Below are 17,158 nucleotides of genomic sequence, written 5' to 3' on the forward strand. Positions count from 1 at the left end.
CCTCTGGCCGCGGCCGTCGAACGAGGGGCCCGCCGGTGTCGATCGCAGTCCGTCGTCCTGCAACGAGTTCGCAGTCCGGTGCCGGGCCGGCGGCCGATCGTGGCCAGCTGCACCGCGCGGTCGGTGGCTGGTTCGGCGACTACTCGCGAGCCGTCGCCGTCGTCGACCTGCTGCTGTTGGTCGTGACGTTCTGGATCGCCCACGGCATCCGCTTCCCCGGCGAACGACTCCTCGTGCCGTCCGCGCCCGGCTGGCTCGAGACCGCCACCGGCCCCGCGGTCGTCCTGCTCTGGGCCGCCCTGCTCGCGGGGTTCCGCACTCGGGAACCCCGGATCGTGGGTGTCGGCGGCGAGGAGTACCGCCGTGTCCTGCTCGCGAGCCTGACCACGTGCGCGGTCGTCGCCGTCGTCGCCTACGCCGTCCAGCTCGACCTCGCGCGAGGCTACGTCGCGATCGCCTTCCCGCTCGGCACGTTCCTGCTCGCGGTGGGGCGCCGGAACGCTCGCACCGTCCTCGCGCGGCGTCGGGCCCGCGGCGAGCTGCTGCAGGACGTCCTCGTCGTCGGTGACCCGGCGGACGTCCGCTACGTCGGACGTCGCGTCGCGGCCACACCGGCCGCGGGCTACCGAGTGGCTGCCGTCGCCGTCGACGCACCGGACGCTGAGTCCTCGCTGGTCCTCGGTCCGGACGAGGTCCCCGTCGCCGGTCGCGTCGACGACGTGCTCGACGTCGCCACCGCGCTGGACGTCAGCGCGGTGATCGTCGCCGGTGCGATCCCCGGCGGGCACGAGCGGCTGCGGCGTCTCGGGTGGCAGCTCGAGGAACGGGGCATCGAACTCGTCGTCTCCTCGCCGTTGGCGGACATCGCCGCGGACCGGGTGCACGAACGCCCCGTCGACGGACTGCCGCTGATGCACGTGGAGACCCCGGACTACCGCTGCCGCCCGGGCAAGCGGGCGCTCGACGTGCTCGGTGCGGTGATCGGTCTCACGGTGCTCGCACCGGTGTTCGTGGCCGTCGCGCTCGCGATCCGCCTCGATGACGGCGGTCCGGTCCTGTTCCGACAGGAGCGCATCGGTCGGGGTGGTCAGCCGTTCCGCATCTGCAAGTTCCGGACCATGTGCACCGACGCCGAAGACCGCGTCGCGGAGCTCGCCGCGCTCGACGAGGGTTCCGGCCCACTGTTCAAGGTGCGACAGGACCCTCGGGTCACCCGGGTCGGCGCGTTCCTCCGGCGGACCTCGCTCGACGAACTCCCGCAGCTGTGGAACGTGCTCACCGGCACGATGAGCCTGGTCGGCCCCCGTCCCGCGTTGCCCTGCGAGGTCGCGGTCTACGAGGACTTCGCCGATCGTCGACTCCTCGTCACCCCGGGCATGACCGGGCTCTGGCAGGTCAGCGGGCGGTCCGACCTCGACTGGGCCGAGGGAGTCCGACTCGACCTGCACTACGTCGAGAACTGGTCCTTCCTGCACGACATCGTGATCCTGGCGCGGACGGTCCCGTCCGTCCTGCGCTCGCGCGGCGCCTACTGAGTGCCGTGCCTCCTGACTCCGGCCGTGCCTTGACCCTCGGTCGGAACGGCGCACCCCCGGAACGCAGCGGCTTCCGGGGGTGCTGCCTGTGCGTCCGGTGTCCGTCCAGCCCCCGACCTGTGCTTCGTCGTCTGGTCGGGTTACGATTGCGGGACGACGGACTTCCGCCGTGCGGGTCGACGGAGACACGCAACACGGCGACCTGTTCCAGAACAAGGAGACATGATGCTCGGAAACCTCGGTGGCGTCCACCTGCTGATCATCCTCGGGATCATCATCCTGCTGTTCGGTGCGACCAAGCTGCCCGCGCTCGCCAAGGGCCTGGGCCAGTCGATCAACATCTTCAAGAAGGAGATGGGCGACGACAAGAAGCCGGCGAAGGACGGTACGGTGCAGGACGCCGCGCAGCCCGGGGCGGCCCAGTACTCGGCTCCGCAGAGCGACACCGCCGGCCCCGTCGTGAACCCGGGCCCCTCGGTCCAGCCGAACGCGCACACCGACCCCCGCAGCTAGGGCGATCCCAGCTCGCCGGACCTCCCGCACTTCGGGAACACGACCAGGACACCCAGCCCCGTCCTGTCGGCGGAAGCCCCCGCGACCAGCAGGTCGCGGGGGCTTCCCACGTCTCCGGGTGCCGTCGTCCGAGTCCGGGTCCTCGGCGGAGATCGATCAGGTGACGGCCGGTCGAGGGGCGGGGAGGACCTCGGGCGTTCCGCCACGAGCGGCGTTGGCGTCGACGTCGCCGCTGCCGCCGCGGTCGTCCAAGGATCGCGCGCAGCGTCGGGCGAGTGCCTCGAGGGGGCCGCGTCTGCCGGCTCGGTCGAGCAGGATCGCCGCGACCGCGGCCGCCACGATCAGGACGAGGTACGGGAACCACCCGTCGAGCGCCGGCAGCGGGTCCGGACGTCCGGCGACCACCCATGCACCGATTGCGAGGACGTGTCCGCAGTACAGCGTCAGGGCGCACCGACCGATCGATGAGAGCGGCCGCAGGCGCAGCGGTGCGACCGCCGTGAGGAGCAAAGCCGCGGCGAGGACGGCGACCGCGACCCCGATCGCCCCGAGGAGCTCGAACGTCGAGCCACCGTGCGGGGAGACGTCGAGCAGTCGCGCCCAGTTCACCTCGGGGAGCGGCTGCTGCTCGGGGACGAGCATCGTCGTGGATGACCCCGTCGGGATCGTGACAGACCCGGACCCGGGTCCGGTGCTCGACCCGGACAGGTCGGGGATCGGGATCATCGTGCCGACCGGACCGGAGATGCCGAAGGCGTGCGCGACGACGCTCCCGCCGCCGTAACCGAGGATCGCTGCGCCGATCCCCGAGCCGAGCGCGCCCCACAGGACCCTCCGGCGTTCGAGGCCGAGCCGCGCCAGGAGCACGCCGGCGAGGACGACGCCGAACCACGACACCGCCGGGTAGCCCGAGAACAGCGGGTCGGCGAGTCCGACACCGCTCAGCGAGGCGACCGACTGGCCGACGAGGGCGACCGGGGGACCGGCGACGAGGGCGAGGACCGCGGCCAGGACCACCCAGCGCAGTCGGAGCCGCAGGAACGGCAGCGCCGCGACGAACAGCACGGCGTAGGTGGGCAGGATGACGAGGATGCCGCCCGGGACCAGGGTCAGGAGCGCCCCGATCGCGAGGAGCAGGGCAGCTCGGGCCAGGACGTGCCGACGGTCGCGGATCCGTCCGCGCTCGGTCGGGCCGGTGGTCGCGAGGACGAGGGACACACCGGCGCAGAGCGCGAACAGCACGGACGACCGCCCGTGGACCATCGCACCCCACGTCGAGGGGTCGCCGAGGTCGACGGGGTCGTGGAGTGGGGCGAGGTGGGCGGCGAACATCCCCAGGACTGCGAGGCCGCGTGCGGCGTCGAGGCCGTCGAGTCGGGGGCGTCGTGGTGGGCGGTCACCGGTGGCGGCGGGTGTGGCGGCGGCGCTGGCGGCTCTGGGCCGCGTCGTGAAATGTTGCATGTCCCGATCCTGGCGACCAGGTGTTTCGTCAGCGTGTGCGTCTCCCCGATCGCGGCCGTGCAGGGTCCGGGCGCATGCTGAGCTCTTCCTGGTGTGACCGGTGCGGGACGGGCGGCGGCCGTGAGCCCTGGCCGTGCGCGGGTCGGCGGCCGAGCGGGCACGATGAGGTCATGGACCCGCACCGCCCGACGGCACCACTGCGCGGTGATCGTCGTGTCGTCCTCGTGGTCGCGATCCTGGCGTCCTTCGTCGTCGGGCTCGACTCGAGCGTGGTCACCGTCGCGCTCCCGGCGATCCGGCACGAACTCGGCGGCGGGCTGGTCGTGCAGCAGTGGGTCGTCGACGCCTACCTCGTGACCCTCGGGTCGCTCATCCTCGTCGCCGGATCGCTCTCGGACGTGTTCGGGCGGGTGCGGATCGTCACGTGGGGGCTGGTCGTGTTCGGGGTGGCCTCGGTCGCGTGCGCGGTCGCACCGTCGGGCGGGGTGCTCGTCGTGGCGCGCGCGGTGCAGGGGATCGGCGGGGCGCTCGTCACCCCGAGCTCACTCGCACTCATCGTCGCCGCGTACCGCGGTGCTGCGCAGGCGAGGGTGATCGGCACGTGGACGGCCTGGTCGAGTGCCGCGGTCATCGTCGGCCCGGTGGTCGGCGGCCTCGTGGTGGACGGCATCGGCTGGCGCTGGATCTTCGTGCTGACCACGGTGCCGATCGCGGTGACGATCCCGCTGGTGCTCCAGATCACAGGTGACGTGCCTCCGGTGCGGCGACCGCGGATCGACATCGTCGGTGCCGTCCTGGCGGTCGTCGGTGTGGGCGGCGTGGTGCTCGGGCTCATCGAGCAGGAGCGGCTCGGGTGGGGCGCTCCCGTGGTGGTGGTCGCGCTCGTCGCCGGCGCGGTCGCGCTCGTGGCGTTCGTGCCGTGGGAGCGACGGGTCGCCCGGGCCGGGGGCGCGCCGCTCGTGCCGCTCGAGCTCTTCCGGGCGCGGAACTTCGCGGTCGGGAACCTCGCGACCCTGTCGATCTACGGCGCGCTCGGGATGGTCGGCTTCGTCGTGACGCTCTTCCTGCAGGAGGTCTGGTCGTTCCCCGCCTGGCTCGCCGGCGTCGCGAGCCTGCCGCCGACGATCCTGCTCCTCGCGCTGTCCACCACGGTCGGCGCGCTCGCCGGGCGCCACGGCCCGCGGTGGTTCATGGCCGCGGGGCCGGCGATCGCCGCGGTCGGTGCGCTCGTGATGCTCGGCGCCGGTGACGAATCGACGGGCTACTGGTGGACGGTGCTGCCCGGGCTGGTGCTCGTCGGCGTGGGCATCGCGACGATGGTGACCCCGCTGACGAGTGCCGTGCTCGGTTCGGTGCCGGAGCGCGAGGCCGGAGTGGGATCGGCGGTCAACAACGCCGTCGCGCGGGTCGCCGGACTGGTCGTCGTGGCGCTCGCCGGGGTCGTGCTCGGTGGCGACGGCGTGAGCACGGCCGGGTTCCACCGGGCGATGGTCGTCATGGCAGTCCTGCTCCTCGCGGGTGCGCTCGTCAGCGCCATGGGGATCCGGAACGGATCAGCCGTCGGTGCCGTCGGGCTCCGGAACAAACCACCCCGTCCGTGAGTTGAGTCGAGTAGACTCAAGTACGAGACGCGCGCGCAGGACGCGACGTGCGAGCAGTACGACACCACACGACCACCGCAACGGAAAGGACGGACCGCATGGCGAACCTCCAGGGCGCCCCCGACTCGCAGGAGCGGCAGAAGACCGCCCTCGAGCAGTACGGCGTCGACCTCACCGCGATCGCCCGGAGCGGCAAGCTCGACCCGGTCATCGGGCGTGACGCCGAGATCCGCCGCGTCTCGCAGGTGCTGACCCGACGCACCAAGAACAACCCGGTGCTCATCGGCGAGCCCGGCGTCGGCAAGACCGCCGTCGTCGAGGGGCTCGCGCAGCGCATCGTCGCCGGCGACGTCGCCGACTCGCTCAAGGACAAGCGACTCGTGTCGCTCGACATCTCCGCCCTCATCGCCGGCGCGAAGTACCGCGGCGAGTTCGAGGAGCGCCTCAAGGCGGTGCTCAAGGAGATCAACGACTCCGACGGCCAGGTCATCACCTTCATCGACGAGCTGCACACCCTGATGGGCGCCGGCGGCGGCGAGGGCTCGGTCGCCGCGTCGAACATGCTCAAGCCGATGCTGGCGCGCGGTGAGCTCCGGCTCATCGGCGCGACCACGCTCGACGAGTACCGCCAGTACATCGAGAAGGACGCCGCCCTCGAACGACGCTTCCAGCAGGTCTACGTGGGGGAGCCGAGCGTCGAGGACGCCGTGGCGATCCTCCGAGGGCTCAAGGAGCGCTACGAGGCGCACCACAAGGTGACGATCAACGACTCCGCCCTCGTCGCCGCAGCGAGCCTGTCGAACCGGTACATCTCCGGCCGCCAGCTGCCCGACAAGGCGATCGACCTGATCGACGAGGCCGCGTCGCGCCTGCGCATGGAGATCGACTCGTCCCCGGTCGAGATCGACGAGCTGAAGCGCTCCGTCGACCGGCTGCGCGTCGAGGAGTTCGCGCTCAAGCAGGAGAAGGACGACGCCTCGAAGGCCCGGCTCGAGACCCTGCGCGCCGAGCTCGCCGGACGCCAGGAACGCCTCGACGAACTCCAGCGGCGCTGGCAGGCCGAGCGCGCCACCCTGAACCGCATCGGTGAGCTGAAGCAGCAGCTCGACGACCTGAACATGCGTAGTCAGCGGGCGCAGCGCGAGGCCGACTACGAGACGGTCTCGCGGCTCGAGTACGGCGAGAAGCCCCGCATCGAGGCCGAGCTCGCCGCCGCCGAGCAGGCCGAGAGTGCTGAGCGCATGGTGAACGACAGCGTCACCGACGAGGACATCGCCGCCGTGATCGCGCAGTGGACGGGCATCCCGGTGGGTCGCCTGCTGCAGGGTGAGACCGAGAAGCTCCTGCACCTCGAGACGGAGCTCGGCCGCCGGATCATCGGGCAGCGCAGCGCCGTCGGCACCGTGTCCGAGGCCGTCCGTCGCACCCGCGCGGGCATCTCCGACCCGGACCGACCCACCGGCTCGTTCCTGTTCCTCGGTCCCACCGGGGTCGGCAAGACCGAGCTGGCCAAGGCGCTCGCCGAGTTCCTGTTCGACGACGAGAAGGCCCTCGTCCGCATCGACATGAGCGAGTACGGCGAGAAGCACTCGGTCGCGCGGCTCATCGGCGCCCCGCCCGGGTACGTCGGGTACGAGGCCGGCGGGCAGCTCACCGAGACCGTCCGGCGTCGGCCGTACTCGGTGGTGCTGCTCGACGAGATCGAGAAGGCGCACCCCGAGGTCTTCGACGTGCTGCTCCAGGTGCTCGACGACGGGCGCCTGACCGACGGGCAGGGGCGAACGGTCGACTTCCGGAACACCATCGTGATCCTGACGTCGAACCTCGGCTCGCAGTTCCTGACCGACGCGTCGCTCAGCGCCACCCAGCGCGAGGAGGCCGTCCGTGAGCTCGTCCAGCAGTCGTTCCGCCCCGAGTTCGTCAACCGTCTCGACGACATCGTCGTGTTCCAGGCGCTGACGCACGAGGACCTCGGCCAGATCGTCTCGCTGTACGTCGACCGGCTCGCGCGCCGACTGTCCGACCGGCGGCTCGAGTTGGCGGTCACACCGCAGGCCCGCGGGTGGCTCGCCGAGCGCGGGTACGACCCGGTGTACGGCGCGCGGCCGCTCCGCCGGCTCATGCAGCGGCAGATCGACGACCAGCTGGCGCGGGCCATCCTGGCCGGCAACGTCCGCGACGGCGACACGGTCCGTGTGGACGTCGCGGACGACGGCGAGGCGCTCGTCGTCGAGCCCTTCGAGCTGGCCGAGATCGTCGAGGAGTAGGCGGACGGTCGGTTCCGGTCGCGACGGGACCGACCGCTCCGCGGTGACGGCCTGGAGGCCCGGTGCCGGTCCACGAGACCGGCACCGGGCCTCCAGGCCGTCGCGTGCCGTCCGTGGTCGCCGACCCGGTTACGCCGCGGAAACAGGCGGACCGACAGGCTCGCCACATGGACACACTCTCGATCGACACCGTTCCCCTCTTCGTCGTCCCCGGCCCGGAGAGCCGCGCCTTCGTCGTCCACCTGGACGAGCGACGCGGCACCGTGCACGTCGACCCAGCCGATGCATAGAAATGTCATGTGTCATGTACTCATGCGCGTACTGGTGGTGGATGACGAGACAGCCCTGGCCGACCTGATCGCCCGTGGCCTCACGCGTCAGGACATGGCCGTCGACGTGGCGTACCGCGGTGACCACGCCGACGAGTTGCTCGCCGTGAACGACTACGACGTCGTCGTGCTCGACCGTGACCTCCCCGGCATGCACGGGGACGAGGTCGCCCGACGGCAGACCGCCCGGTCCGGCTGCACGCGGATCCTCATGCTGACCGCCGCGACGGCGCTCACGGACCGCGTCCACGGGCTCGAGCTCGGCGCCGACGACTACCTGCCGAAGCCGTTCGAGTTCCCCGAGCTCGTCGCCCGGGTCCGCGCGCTCGGTCGACGCAGCACCGCCGCCGTCGCGCCGGTGCTCGAGCGGGACGGCCTGCTCCTCGACTCGAACCGCCGCATCGCCACACGCGACGGTCGGCCGCTCGACCTCACCACGAAGGAGCTCGGGGTGCTCGAGGTCCTGCTCCGCGCGGACGGACGGATCGTCTCCGCCGAAGAGCTCCTCGAGAAGGTCTGGGACATGAACATCGACCCGTTCACCGCCGCCGTCCGGGTGACGATGTCGAAGCTCCGCAAGAAGCTCGGTGCCCCGGACCCGATCCGGACCGTCCCGGGCAAGGGCTACGCGCTGTGACCCGACTCTGGTCCATCCGGGCGCGGACGACCCTGACGTTCGCGGTCGCCTCGATGGTCCTGACCGCGGCCGTCGTGCTCCTGGTGACGTGGGCCTCGACGGTGACGCTCACCGGGACGATCGACGGCGGCGCGGCCGAACGGACGCCCTCGTTGCGGAGCACCACCGAGGGCGACGACGGCGAGTGGTGGTCTGGCTCCGAGCTCCGACCGGGGCACGGCTCCGAGACCCCGGCAGGGGGTGCTCGGGACGTCCGTGGTGCCGAGGCGGTGATGGTGGTCGCGGAGGCGAACCGCACCCAGTGGCAGTGGGCCGCCGTCGGGGTGCTCGCCGCCGGACTGCTGGCGGGCGGGACCGGATGGGTCGTCAGCCGCCGGGTCCTCCGACCGATCGATCGGATCACCGACACCGCACGCCGGCTGTCCGCGTCGACCCTGCACGAGCGCATCGGACTCGACGGCCCCGACGACGAGCTCCGACGGCTCGCAGGGACGATCGACGACCTGCTCGACCGCCTCGAGGCGGCGTTCGAGAGCCAGCGGCGCTTCGTCGCACAGGCATCGCACGAGCTGCGGACCCCGCTGGCCGTGCAGCGCGCCGCCCTGCAGGTCGGCCTGGCTGAGGGCTCTGGTCCGGACGACGTCGTCGCGGTCCGCGAGGAACTGCTCGAGCAGAACCGGCGGACCGAGCACCTGGTCGAGAGCCTGCTGGCGCTCGCCGAGGCGGATCGCGGGCTCGACGGCCGCGTCGACGACCTCGACCTCGCCGAGCTCGCGGGACAGGTGGTCGCCGGGCAGCGGGACCACGCCCGGACCGCGGGGGTGGCCCTGACGGTCGAACCGGCCCCGTCCGCCGTGGTGTCGGCCGAGCCGGTGCTCGTCCGGCAGCTGGTGACGAACCTCGTCGACAACGCCGTCGAGTACAACGAGCCCGGCGGGTTCGTCCGCGTGTCGGTCTGCCCGGACGGCCTCTGCGTCGAGAACTCGGGGCCGGTGGTGTCGGCGGACGAGGTCGCCGTGCTCGTGGAGCCGTTCCGCCGCGGGGCGCAGGGCGCTGCGACCGGGCGCCACAGCGGTCTCGGGCTGTCCATCGTCGCGGCGATCGTCCGCGCCCACGGGTGGTCCCTGGCCGTCGAGCCCCGACCGGACGGCGGCCTCCGGGTGCGGGTCGCGACGGGCTGAGCCGGGATCGGCGGTGGTCCTGGCGAGGTCTTCGCAGCCGGCTACCGGTGTTTCGTCGATGTCACTCCGCCGCACGTCGTGCCGAAACACCGCTCCGGGTGCACTGGTCACATGACCACCACGACGAAGCAGACCATCGGACGGCTCTCGGCCGTCCTCGCCACCGTGCTCCTGGCAGGGTGCGCGCTCACCGCGTGTTCCTCGGGGCCCGACGCTCCCGACGCAGCGGGCGGAACGACCTCGGCCGAGGGCAGCCAGCGCGAGAAGCTCCTGGCGAACGCGAAGTGCCTGCGCGACAAGGGGTTCGACGTCTCGGACGAGCAGTTCACCTCCGGGAACTTCTCGATCCCGGAGGGCGCCGATCCCGACGAGTACCTGAAGGCCGACGAGGAGTGCAGCGCGAAGAACCGGAGTGCGGGTGATGCACAGGGCCCGGCGACGCCGTTCGGGTTCGGCCCCGCGGTGGCGGCCTGCCTGCGCGACTCGGGCTTCGCCGACTACCCCGACGACCCGGGGGCGCAGGGCGAGTACGTGCCGCACGACGGCGACGGCTTCGATGCGGCGCTCGACAAGTGCGTCACAGAGCACGGCGACGGTGCCGGAGTGCAGGCTCCCCGCGGCTGACCGGTGCGTGCAGCGGCGGAACCACTGTGTTTCGCCGCTGCAACCTCGGCCGACCGCCTGCTGAAACGTCGCTCCTCGTTCCATGGGTCCATGACCGAAACGACCTTCCGCCCGCGCGCCGTCCTGACCGCCGTCGCACTGCTCGCCGCACTCCCGCTCGCCCTGTCCGCCTGCTCCTCCGCCGACCCCGGTGCGGACTCCACCTCCGCCGCCCAGGGAGTCGGTGCGAAGTGGGGCGACTGCATGCGCTCCGCAGGGTTCGACGTCCCCGACCCCGCTGACGAGGAACTCGCGTCGGGGGTCGTCCGCACGCCGCCGGGCGCCGACGAGCAGGCGTTCGGCGAAGCCGCCCGCACGTGTCAGCAGGACCTCGGGCTCAAGAGCGCCGACGACGCGCAGCGACAGACCTGGGAGCGCCAGTACAGCCAGGTCGCGTCGTGCATCCGTGAGCACGGCTACGCCGACTTCCCCGAGCAGGAGCCCGGGGTGCTCAGTACCGGCGAGTACGCCCGCGCCTCAGAGCCGGCGTTCGAGAAGACCTTCCAGGACTGCCTCGCCGAGTTCGCTCCGGACACGAAGCAGCAGAACCCGGGCTGAGCGCTCCCCGCCCGACACGGCGCCAATCTGCACGCCGACCACGACCCTTGACCACGACGCCCCTGCCGACCCGGCGGGGGCGTCGTCGTGTTTCGCCGGTGCAACCCGTCCTGACCACCTGGGGAAACAGCCCGTCTCATTCCATGGACCCATGACCCACACGCCCGTCCGCAGCCGCGTCACGCTCGGCACCGTCGCCCTGTTCATCGCCCTCCCGCTCACCCTCTCCGCCTGCAGTACGCCCGACGCGGGGACCGCCCCCACCACGGCGGCGAAGGGCATCGGGACACAGTGGGGCGACTGCATGCGCGCGGCCGGCTTCGACGTCGAGGATCCGGACGACGACGCCGTGACCTCCGGGGTTGCGACCGCTCCGCAGGGCGTCGACCAGCACGCGTTCGCCGAGCAGGCGGGCACGTGCTCCCGTTCGCTCGGGGTCACCGGTGCCGACGACGCGACCGAGCAGAAGTTCCGGCGCGAGTACCAGCAGGTCGCGTCGTGCATCCGCGAGCGCGGCTACCCGGACTTCCCCGAGCAGGACGGCGGCTTCACGACCGAGGGGTACCCCCGGTCGGAGGAGCCGGAGTTCGACGGGGTCGTGACCGACTGCATGGCGGAGTACTCGCCGGACAGCCGGACCGCCGGGCGCTGACCCGCCGGGCGCTGACCCACCGGGCATGCACCCGCCCGGCACTGCCGCGCGGCACCACCCCACCTCACCCCACCTCACACACCGACCCCAGGAAGGTCCTGATGACCCCCACCTCCCACTCCCGACCCGGCCGCAGCCGTCGGCGCGTCGTCGTCGCCTCCGTCTGCCTGGTCGCCGTCCTCGGCGCCGGTGGCGCGTCCTGGGCGCTGCTCAGCGGCCAGCCGACCGCAGCCTCCGCCGCCGACGAGGACACCGCCACGGAGCACCGCTCCACGTCGCCGGTCACCCGCGGCGACCTGACCGAGTCGAACGTCTTCGCGGGCACGCTCGGCTACGGCGCCCCGGTCGGCGTACCGGCCGCGGCATCGGGCACCATCACGTGGCTCCCGGACCCGGGCCAGGTCATCCACCGCGACGAGCCGCTCTACGCGGTCGACGAGGAGCCCGTCCGGGCGATGTACGGCACCGTCCCGCTGTGGCGCACGCTCGAGTACGGCGACCGCGGTCAGGACGTCGCGCAGCTCAACCGGAACCTCGCGGCGCTCGGGTACGGCGTCGTCGAGGACGACCGGTTCGGCAAGCGCACGCTCGCGGGGGTCCGGCAGTGGCAGAAGGACCGCCACCGCACGGTCACCGGCACGATCGGCGCCGACGACATCGCCTTCGTCGACGGCGACGTCCGCGTGGCGAAGGTCGACGGGACGCTCGGCCAGACCGTCGGGAGTGGCGGCGGTGGTGACGCCGGTGGAGATGCCGGCGGCGGATCGGCCGGGGGCTCCGGCGGCAACGTCATCAGCGTCACGAGCACCAGCCGCGTGGTCGACACCACCGTCGGGCAGCAGGACGCGGACCGGCTCACGGTCGGGGCCGAGGTCTCGGTCCGGATCAACGGCGGCGGCGATGCCCTGCCCGGCAAGGTCGTCGCGACCGAGCCCGTGGAGGACGACAACGGCGGCGCACCGAAGGTCCGGGCGACCGTGTCGATCGAGGCGGGGGACCGGCAGCTGCCAGCGGCCGCGACGGCGCAGGTGATCGTCGCCGGTCGCAGCGAGCAGGACGTGCTGTCGGTGCCGGTCGCGGCGCTCGTGGCGCACGGATCGGACGGCTACGCGGTCGACGTGGTGCGACACGGCGACACGAAGCGTGTCCCGGTCGAGGCCGGCTTCGTGGCGAACGGTCGGGTCGCCGTCACCGGGGACGTCCGCGAGGGCGACCAGGTGGTGGTGCCCTCGTGACCGCCCCCGTCCTCGTGCTCGACGACCTCGTCAAGACCTACGGCGAGGTCGGGGCGCTCCGCGGGGTGTCGTTGTCCGTCGACGCGGGTGAACTCGTGGCCGTGGTCGGGCCGTCCGGCTCCGGCAAGTCGACGATGCTCAACATCATCGGGACGCTCGACCGGCCGACCTCCGGCAGCCTGACGATCGCCGGCAACGACGTGCAGACGATGGCGGACGACGCGCTGTCCGAGCTCCGCGCCGACCACATCGGCTTCGTGTTCCAGCACTTCCACCTGCAGGCAGGGGCGACCGCGACCGAGAACGTCGCCGACGGCCTGCTCTACGCGGGCGTCGGCCGGCACGAGCGCCGACGACGCGCGGTGGTCGCCCTCGAACGCGTCGGGCTCGGGCACCGGGTCGACCACCGGCCGAACCAGCTGTCCGGCGGTGAGAAGCAGCGGGTCGCCATCGCGCGGGCGATCGTCGGCGACCCGACGATCCTGCTCGCCGACGAGCCGACCGGTGCGCTCGACACGGCCTCCGGCGCGGCGATCCTCGACCTGCTCCGGGAACTGAACGTCGGCGGGACGACGGTGCTCGTCATCACCCACGACCTCGAGCTCGCAGCGGCCCTGCCCCGCCAGGTCCGGATGCGCGACGGACTGGTGCAGCAGGACTCCCGCGGCGACGGGGTCGACGCCCGCGAGCTCGCACGGACGATCCGCACGGCGGGTACGGGGCTCGTCGGCGCCTTCGGGTCGACCGGGCAGGAGGGAGCCCGGTGAGCCGCCGGAACGCCGTCCGCCCCGGCGACCTGCTCCGACTCGGGCTCTTCGGCCTGCGCACCCGCCCCACCCGCGTGGTGCTCTCCGCGCTCGGCATCGCGATCGGCATCGCGGCGATGATCGCAGTGGTCGGGATCTCCTCGTCGAGCAAGGCGAAGCTCGACCAGGTCCTCGACGCCCTCGGCACGAACGTGCTCACGGCGACCAAGGCGCAGGGCTTCGGCGAGACGCCACCGTTGCCGGAGACCGCGGTCGCGTCCGCCGAGCGGCAGGACGACGTGCTCACGGCCGCCGGCGTCGGCACCGTCCCGCGCCGGGCGCCCTACCGGAACGCGCTCGTGTCCCCGCTCGAGACCAAGGGCATCGGCACGATGACCGCGTGGGGCGACGTCCCCGCGGTGCTCGGTGGGACGGTGGTGTCCGGTCGGTGGCTGGACACCCGCGCCGACGCCGTCCCCCAGGTCGTCCTCGGCAGCCAGGCGGCCGCGTCGCTCGGCATCGACCGGGTCGCGGCGGACACCCGCGTCTGGATGAACGGATCGTGGGTGCAGGTCGTCGGGATCCTCGGGCCGATGGCACTCGCGCCCGACCTGGACAACCAGGTCTTCGTGCCGGGTGGGCTCGCGGCCGAGCTCGGCTTCGACGGCCACCCGACGGCGGTCTACACGCGGGTCGACCCAGAGCGTGTCGGTCAGGCCCGCGACGTCCTGGCCCGGGCCATCCGTCCGGACAGCCCCGCTGACGTCGGGGTGACGAACCCGTCCGACGCGCTCGCCGCGAAGAACGCCACGGACGACTCGTTCACCGGGCTCCTCGTCGGCATCGGCGGCGTGGCACTGCTGGTCGGCGGCATCGGCGTCGCGAACACCATGGTGATCACCGTCCTCGAACGACGGGCCGAGGTGGGTGTCCGCCGTGCGCTCGGTGCCCGGCGCCGCAACATCCGCGACCAGTTCCTGGTGGAGTCGCTGCTGCTGTCGTTCCTCGGCGGTGTCGCCGGGGTGGTGATCGGCGTGGGGGTGACCGCCGCCTTCGCGGCCGCGAACGGCGCTCCGCTCGCGGTGCCGCTCTGGGCTGTCGCCGGCGGCCTCGGCGCGACCGTCGTGATCGGTGGGGTCTCCGGGATCTACCCGGCGGCACGCGCGGCACGCATCCCACCGACCTCCGCACTCGCCGCCGTCTGAGCCGAGCGGTTCCGGACCGCCGCCGCTCGACCAGCGGCGGTCGATCCACCAGACGCACCGACGGGAGGCCCGGTGCCGGTCCCTGGAACCGGCACCGGGCCTCCCGGCCTAGCGTCCAGGGCATGCCAGAGCTGCCGATCCTGCGTCGCCTCACCGATTCCATCGAGCGCGCGAGCGTCCTCGACAAGGCCGTCGACGTCGACACGCGCGTCGTCCGTGCCGTCGCGAAGCCCCGCGCCCTGCGGCAGCTGCTGCACGGCGTACCGTTCGGCCACCCGCTGCACCCGCTCATGGTCCAGGTGCCGCTCGGCGCGTGGATCTCCGCCGCCGTCCTCGACACCATCGGCGGGAAGGGCAACGCCCGGGCCGCGAAGACCCTGACCGGGGTCGGTCTGGTGTCGGCGACGGCTGCGTCCACCGCCGGGTACGTCGACTGGGCCGAGCTCTCGCTCGAGCAGCGTCGCACCGGGTGGGTGCACCAGGCCGTCAACTGGGTCGGCATCACGTTCTTCGGGCTGTCGTGGTGGCAGCGCCGGAAGGGCAACACGGCCGCGGGCAAGGCCCTCGGCTTCGTCGGGCTCACCGTCGTGAGCGTCGGCGGGTACCTCGGTGGGCACCTGTCGTACCGGCAGCGCGCGGGCGTCGGATCGAGCGACCGCGTGCCGTTCGACGACTGAGATCGTCCCGCTCGTCCTTCGTTCGTGTTGGTTTCACGACAGAACAGTTGCGTTCGTGTGACTTTCGGACGTACAGTTCCTGGAACCAACGGGAACGAAGGAGTCCGGGCATGTACGCAACGGAGCGGCAGGACGCCATCGCCGCCGCGCTGCAGTCGGCCGGGCGGGTGTCCGTCGCCGACCTCGCCGAGCACTTCGACGTCACCACCGAGACCGTCCGCCGCGACCTCGACGCCCTCGAGGCCGCCGGAGTCCTGCGCCGCGTGCACGGGGGAGCCGTCCCCGCGGGCCGGTCGAGCGTCGTCGAGCTGAGCGTCGCCGAGCGGGAGGGCCAGCACGGCACCGCGAAGACCGCGATCGCCCGCGCCGCGATGCACCTGGTGCCCGCGACCTTCACCGGCTCGATCGCCCTCGACGCCGGCACCACCTGCGCCGCCGTCGCCGCCGAACTCGTCCGCTGGGAGCCGGCGACCCCCGGTGCGACCCTGACCGTCGTCACGAACTCGGTGCCGATCGCCGCCACCCTGCAGCACAGCGAGCACGTCGAGCTGCACCTGCTCGGCGGCCGGGTGCGCGGGGTCACGAGCGCCGCGGTCGGCACGGCCACCGTGCAGCAGATCGGCGCCCTCCGCCCCGACATCGCCTTCGTCGGCACGAACGGCCTGTCCGCGGGCTTCGGCCTGAGCACGCCCGACGAGTACGAGGCCGCCGTGAAGGGCGCCTACGTGCTCGCAGCCCGCCGCAGCGTGGTGCTCGCCGACGCCGCCAAGCACGGGGTCGAGGCGCTCATGCGCTTCGCCCGACTCGACGAGGTCGACACCCTCGTCACCGACCAGGAGCCGCCGGCCGACCTCGCCGGTGCGCTCACCGACGCCGACGTGGAGGTCGTGGTCGCATGAACAGCACCCGCATCGTCACCGTGACGCCCAACCCGTCCCTCGACCGCACGATCGAGCTCGGCGGCGAACTCCAGCGCGGCGCCGTGCAGCGGGCCGTCCGTACGACGGCGGAGCCCGGCGGCAAGGGCGTCAACGTCTCGCGGGTCGTCGTCGCGAGCGGTGGGGACACCCTCGCGGTGCTGCCCGGCGACGAGCTCGACCCCGTCCTGCTCGGCCTGGCGACCCGGGGCATCCCGACCGCCGCGCTGCCGATCGGGGCCCCGCTGCGCTCGAACGTCACCGTCACCGAGCCCACCGGCACGACGACGAAGCTCAACGAGCCCGGCCCCTCGCTCGCCGGGCGCCTGGATGACCTCGCCGCGCTCGTCGCCGACGCCGCCGGCCCGACCCCGACCGGCCCGGCCGCGCGCTGGGTGGTGTTCGCGGGGTCCCTGCCGCCCGGGCTGCCCGACGACGCGCTCGCCGTGCTCGTCCGTGCGGTGCGCGAGCGGCACGGCGACACCGTCCGGATCGCGGTCGACTCGTCGGGCGTCCCGTTCACGGCGCTGCTGCAGTCCGGCGAACGGATCGACCTGGTCAAGCCGAACGCCGAGGAGCTCGCCGAGGTCGTCGGCGGCGACCCCGAGGTGTACGAGCAGGACCTCGAGGCGGCCGTCGCCGCCGCCCACCGGCTGCGCGACAAGCACGTCGACACCGTCCTGCTGACCCTGGGCAGCGCGGGCGCCGTGCTCGTCTCCGGCGAGGGCAGCCACGCTGCCGCCGCACCGCGGATCACCGCCCGCTCGACCGTCGGCGCCGGCGACTCGTCCCTGGCGGGCTACCTGCTCGCCGAGGTCGCCGGTGCCTCCGCAGCCGAGCGTCTCGCCCAGGCCGTCGCCACCGGAGCCGCCGCCGCCGCGCTGCCCGGCAGCGACGTCCCCGCCCTCGACCACACCGACCCCGGCAGCGTGACCGTCCGGACCCTGCACACGACGCAGGTCCCGGCACCGATCGCCTGAC

General features: G+C 72.8%; 17 protein-coding genes. 16 read left to right on the forward strand and 1 reads right to left on the reverse strand.

The genetic code is table 11. The features are described from left to right. Nucleotides 1–35 precede the first annotated feature (35 nt). Both C1N91_RS02150 and tatA read left to right on the forward strand, forming a co-directional pair. Nucleotides 36–1,535 (forward strand): sugar transferase, encoded by a 1,500-nt coding sequence (locus tag C1N91_RS02150; RefSeq protein WP_175415873.1) that lies wholly within the window; start codon nucleotides 36–38, stop codon nucleotides 1,533–1,535. Nucleotides 1,536–1,757: 222 nt separating this feature from the next. Beyond that, entirely contained in the window at nucleotides 1,758–2,048 is a 291-nt protein-coding gene (gene tatA / locus C1N91_RS02155; protein ID WP_394587132.1) for a twin-arginine translocase TatA/TatE family subunit, read from the forward strand. 156 nt (nucleotides 2,049–2,204) lie between these two features. On the opposite strand, the gene C1N91_RS02160 is transcribed toward tatA, so the two are convergent. Beyond that, nucleotides 2,205–3,509, reverse strand: a complete 1,305-nt coding sequence (locus tag C1N91_RS02160; protein ID WP_137766409.1) for a heparan-alpha-glucosaminide N-acetyltransferase domain-containing protein — start codon at nucleotides 3,507–3,509, stop codon at nucleotides 2,205–2,207. A 170-nt stretch (nucleotides 3,510–3,679) separates the two neighbouring features. Between C1N91_RS02160 and C1N91_RS02165 the strand changes: the two genes are divergently transcribed. From C1N91_RS02165 to C1N91_RS02225, 14 genes are all read left to right on the forward strand, one after another. Beyond that, nucleotides 3,680–5,110, forward strand: a complete 1,431-nt coding sequence (locus C1N91_RS02165; RefSeq protein ID WP_137766410.1) for an MFS transporter — start codon at nucleotides 3,680–3,682, stop codon at nucleotides 5,108–5,110. 98 nt (nucleotides 5,111–5,208) lie between these two features. Continuing rightward, nucleotides 5,209–7,377 carry an ATP-dependent Clp protease ATP-binding subunit gene (locus C1N91_RS02170; RefSeq protein ID WP_137766411.1) on the forward strand — a complete coding sequence of 723 codons (2,169 nt, stop codon included), beginning with the start codon at nucleotides 5,209–5,211 and terminating at the stop codon, nucleotides 7,375–7,377. A gap of 167 nt (nucleotides 7,378–7,544) precedes the next feature. Continuing rightward, entirely contained in the window at nucleotides 7,545–7,667 is a 123-nt protein-coding gene (locus C1N91_RS17085) for a hypothetical protein (RefSeq protein ID WP_302641588.1), read from the forward strand. 22 nt (nucleotides 7,668–7,689) lie between these two features. Continuing rightward, a complete protein-coding gene (locus C1N91_RS02175) occupies nucleotides 7,690–8,343 on the forward strand; it encodes a response regulator transcription factor (protein WP_058749949.1) in 654 nt (217 codons plus the stop codon). Then, entirely contained in the window at nucleotides 8,340–9,524 is a 1,185-nt protein-coding gene (locus C1N91_RS02180; protein WP_137766412.1) for a sensor histidine kinase, read from the forward strand. The genes C1N91_RS02175 and C1N91_RS02180 overlap by 4 nt, the downstream gene beginning before the upstream one ends. Nucleotides 9,525–9,635: 111 nt before the next feature. Continuing rightward, entirely contained in the window at nucleotides 9,636–10,148 is a 513-nt protein-coding gene (locus C1N91_RS02185; protein WP_137766413.1) for a hypothetical protein, read from the forward strand. 90 nt (nucleotides 10,149–10,238) lie between these two features. Beyond that, nucleotides 10,239–10,745, forward strand: coding sequence for a hypothetical protein (locus C1N91_RS02190; protein WP_137766414.1), 507 nt, complete (start codon nucleotides 10,239–10,241; stop codon nucleotides 10,743–10,745). Between the two features lie 151 nt (nucleotides 10,746–10,896). Next, nucleotides 10,897–11,397: a hypothetical protein gene (locus tag C1N91_RS02195; protein WP_137766415.1), complete on the forward strand. Its 501-nt coding sequence runs from the start codon at nucleotides 10,897–10,899 to the stop codon at nucleotides 11,395–11,397. Nucleotides 11,398–11,498: 101 nt separating this feature from the next. Beyond that, the gene (locus C1N91_RS02200; RefSeq protein WP_137766416.1) at nucleotides 11,499–12,632 is read left to right on the forward strand and encodes a peptidoglycan-binding protein; all 1,134 of its coding nucleotides are present in this window, start codon (nucleotides 11,499–11,501) and stop codon (nucleotides 12,630–12,632) included. Beyond that, a complete protein-coding gene (locus C1N91_RS02205) occupies nucleotides 12,629–13,399 on the forward strand; it encodes an ABC transporter ATP-binding protein (protein WP_137766417.1) in 771 nt (256 codons plus the stop codon). The genes C1N91_RS02200 and C1N91_RS02205 overlap by 4 nt, the downstream gene beginning before the upstream one ends. Beyond that, a complete protein-coding gene (locus C1N91_RS02210) occupies nucleotides 13,396–14,583 on the forward strand; it encodes an ABC transporter permease (RefSeq protein ID WP_137766418.1) in 1,188 nt (395 codons plus the stop codon). Before C1N91_RS02205 ends, C1N91_RS02210 begins: the two co-directional genes overlap by 4 nt. Nucleotides 14,584–14,705: 122 nt before the next feature. Further along, nucleotides 14,706–15,260 (forward strand): DUF2231 domain-containing protein, encoded by a 555-nt coding sequence (locus C1N91_RS02215; RefSeq protein ID WP_058729621.1) that lies wholly within the window; start codon nucleotides 14,706–14,708, stop codon nucleotides 15,258–15,260. A 110-nt stretch (nucleotides 15,261–15,370) separates the two neighbouring features. Further along, nucleotides 15,371–16,159: a DeoR/GlpR family DNA-binding transcription regulator gene (locus tag C1N91_RS02220; protein WP_137766419.1), complete on the forward strand. Its 789-nt coding sequence runs from the start codon at nucleotides 15,371–15,373 to the stop codon at nucleotides 16,157–16,159. Then, nucleotides 16,156–17,157 carry a 1-phosphofructokinase family hexose kinase gene (locus tag C1N91_RS02225; protein ID WP_137766420.1) on the forward strand — a complete coding sequence of 334 codons (1,002 nt, stop codon included), beginning with the start codon at nucleotides 16,156–16,158 and terminating at the stop codon, nucleotides 17,155–17,157. Before C1N91_RS02220 ends, C1N91_RS02225 begins: the two co-directional genes overlap by 4 nt. Nucleotide 17,158: the final 1 nt, after the last annotated feature.

The sequence above is a fragment of the Curtobacterium sp. SGAir0471 genome, from assembly GCF_005490985.1.
Lineage (GTDB): Bacteria > Actinomycetota > Actinomycetes > Actinomycetales > Microbacteriaceae > Curtobacterium.

Bases quoted from the DNA above. Each gene is read 5' to 3' on its own strand.
- C1N91_RS02215 (WP_058729621.1), top strand. From the start codon at position 14,706: ATGCCAGAGCTGCCGATCCTGCGTCGCCTCACCGATTCCATCGAGCGC.
- C1N91_RS17085 (WP_302641588.1), top strand. From the start codon at position 7,545: ATGGACACACTCTCGATCGACACCGTTCCCCTCTTCGTCGTCCCCGGC.
- C1N91_RS02220 (WP_137766419.1), top strand. From the start codon at position 15,371: ATGTACGCAACGGAGCGGCAGGACGCCATCGCCGCCGCGCTGCAGTCG.
- C1N91_RS02175 (WP_058749949.1), top strand. From the start codon at position 7,690: ATGCGCGTACTGGTGGTGGATGACGAGACAGCCCTGGCCGACCTGATC.
- C1N91_RS02190 (WP_137766414.1), top strand. From the start codon at position 10,239: ATGACCGAAACGACCTTCCGCCCGCGCGCCGTCCTGACCGCCGTCGCA.
- C1N91_RS02160 (WP_137766409.1), bottom strand. From the start codon at position 3,509: ATGCAACATTTCACGACGCGGCCCAGAGCCGCCAGCGCCGCCGCCACA.
- C1N91_RS02195 (WP_137766415.1), top strand. From the start codon at position 10,897: ATGACCCACACGCCCGTCCGCAGCCGCGTCACGCTCGGCACCGTCGCC.
- C1N91_RS02200 (WP_137766416.1), top strand. From the start codon at position 11,499: ATGACCCCCACCTCCCACTCCCGACCCGGCCGCAGCCGTCGGCGCGTC.
- C1N91_RS02165 (WP_137766410.1), top strand. From the start codon at position 3,680: ATGGACCCGCACCGCCCGACGGCACCACTGCGCGGTGATCGTCGTGTC.
- tatA (WP_394587132.1), top strand. From the start codon at position 1,758: ATGATGCTCGGAAACCTCGGTGGCGTCCACCTGCTGATCATCCTCGGG.
- C1N91_RS02170 (WP_137766411.1), top strand. From the start codon at position 5,209: ATGGCGAACCTCCAGGGCGCCCCCGACTCGCAGGAGCGGCAGAAGACC.
- C1N91_RS02225 (WP_137766420.1), top strand. From the start codon at position 16,156: ATGAACAGCACCCGCATCGTCACCGTGACGCCCAACCCGTCCCTCGAC.
- C1N91_RS02185 (WP_137766413.1), top strand. From the start codon at position 9,636: ATGACCACCACGACGAAGCAGACCATCGGACGGCTCTCGGCCGTCCTC.